The sequence below is a fragment of the Phaeobacter sp. B1627 genome (genome assembly GCF_006265095.1).
Lineage (GTDB): Bacteria > Pseudomonadota > Alphaproteobacteria > Rhodobacterales > Rhodobacteraceae > Epibacterium.
Genome location: NZ_VCNK01000090.1, coordinates 1 through 1,544 on the forward strand (window position 1 = coordinate 1; position 1,544 = coordinate 1,544).

The window sequence follows — 1,544 nt, forward strand, 5'->3', positions numbered from 1 at the left end:
AACCCGAATTTTCCGGCCTGTCGACAGCTGATCATGAACGAAGTCCATAGCCCAGACGTCATTTTCCGGGCAGGCCTCAATGCTTTCGCTGAATGACGTCCTGCAGCATTTCCTTGTCGAGCGCGAGATCCGCGACGATCATCTTCAGGCGCGCGTTCTCCTGCTCGAGTTCCCTAAGCGGTTTCATCTCGGATGGCATCAGGCCAGCATATTTTTTCTTCCGGTTGAAAAATGTCGCCGTGCTGATCCCGGTCTTGCGGCAGACCTCGGCCACCGAGGTGCCGCCCTCCGCCTGCTTGAGGATGAACGCCTTCTGCGCGTCCGTGAACTTTGATGCCTTCATGCGGTTCCGCTCCTCTCCCAGCCAGGGAATCTCTGCGGAAACCTCAAATCAAAAACGGGGGCGCTTTCGGGGATCACATCAAACTAAGGAGACAGAGGATGAAGAGAAGCCGTTTCAGCGACGAACAGATTATTGGGATATTGAAAGAGCATCAGGCTGCGCTTGGTGCGAAGAAGCTGTGCCGCAAGCATGGCGTCAGTGATGCCACGCTTTACATCTATGGATGTCTCTCCCATTGCAAGATTTTCTCTGATCTGTTCCGCCGCCAAGTCCCAGGTTGCAAACATCTATCCGGCGTCACCGGTTGATGGTGCGCCCAAATGGGAATTCCGCGTGGTGAGCCTCAACAAGTGGTCGGCCTCTGCAGGCCATTATAAAAGCCAGGTTCCTCACACACCGGAGTTTGCCGGTCGGTTCATTTCTTTGATCTTCTTGCAATCCTTGTTGCGCGCTTAAACGGGGGCGCGGAACTCCTCGTTTCTGTTGAGCATGGCCCAGATGATCCGGGCATTCTTGTTGGCCACGTCACGCTGCAAGCGTGCCTTTGGCACGACGATGGCGCGGTTCATGCCACGTCGTTCGCGGAGGTTGTTGACCCATTGACTGAAGGGGTCGGTCTTGCGCTGAGCCACCCGGACCACGGATCTGGCACCGTGAACCAGCAAGGTTCGCACATGCCTGTCTCCGCGCTTGCTGATCCCCATGAGCAGCCTCTTGTCGCCACTGGAATGCTGTCGTGGAACCAGCCCCATCCACGCCGCCAGATGCCGGCCGTTCTTGAACTCCCGACCGTCGCCCACTGCGGCAACAACAGCCGTTGCAGTCTTCGGGCCGACACCGCAGATGCGTGCGATCCGACGGCAATCCTCGTTGGACTTGAAGACCGCGTCGATCCGGCGGTCGAAGGCGGTGATCCGAGCGTCGATCTGTCCCAAGAAGTCGAGCAGATCGCCAATAATCTCCCGGGTCATTGCAGTCAGCCCGTTCGTCCGGTCTTCGAGGATCTCTGGGATAGCACGCCGCGCACGCCCGATTGATAAGGCGATCGGTATGCCGCGGTCCAACAGCAGGCCGCGCATCTGGCTCACCAGTGCCGTCCTGTGAGTGACGAGTCGGCGTCGCGCCCGATGCAGCGCCTGAATGTCTTGTTGTTCTTCTGACTTGGTTGGCACGAACTTCAGGTGATGTCCCAGGTCCAGAC

General features: G+C 58.0%; 1 protein-coding gene and 2 pseudogenes. 1 reads left to right on the forward strand and 2 read right to left on the reverse strand.

The annotated features are described in order from the left end of the window. A pseudogene (locus tag FGE21_RS19760) lies at positions 1–343 on the reverse strand (transposase); the annotation flags it as partial. 98 nt (positions 344–441) lie between these two features. On the opposite strand from FGE21_RS19760, the pseudogene FGE21_RS19765 reads away from it, so the two are divergent. Then, positions 442–558 (forward strand): annotated as a pseudogene (locus FGE21_RS19765) (transposase); the annotation flags it as partial. Between the two features lie 237 nt (positions 559–795). On the opposite strand, the gene FGE21_RS19770 reads toward FGE21_RS19765, so the two are convergent. After that, positions 796–1,544, reverse strand: a 749-nt coding sequence (locus tag FGE21_RS19770; protein WP_176695506.1) for an IS110 family transposase, incomplete at its 5' end; no start/stop codon positions are given.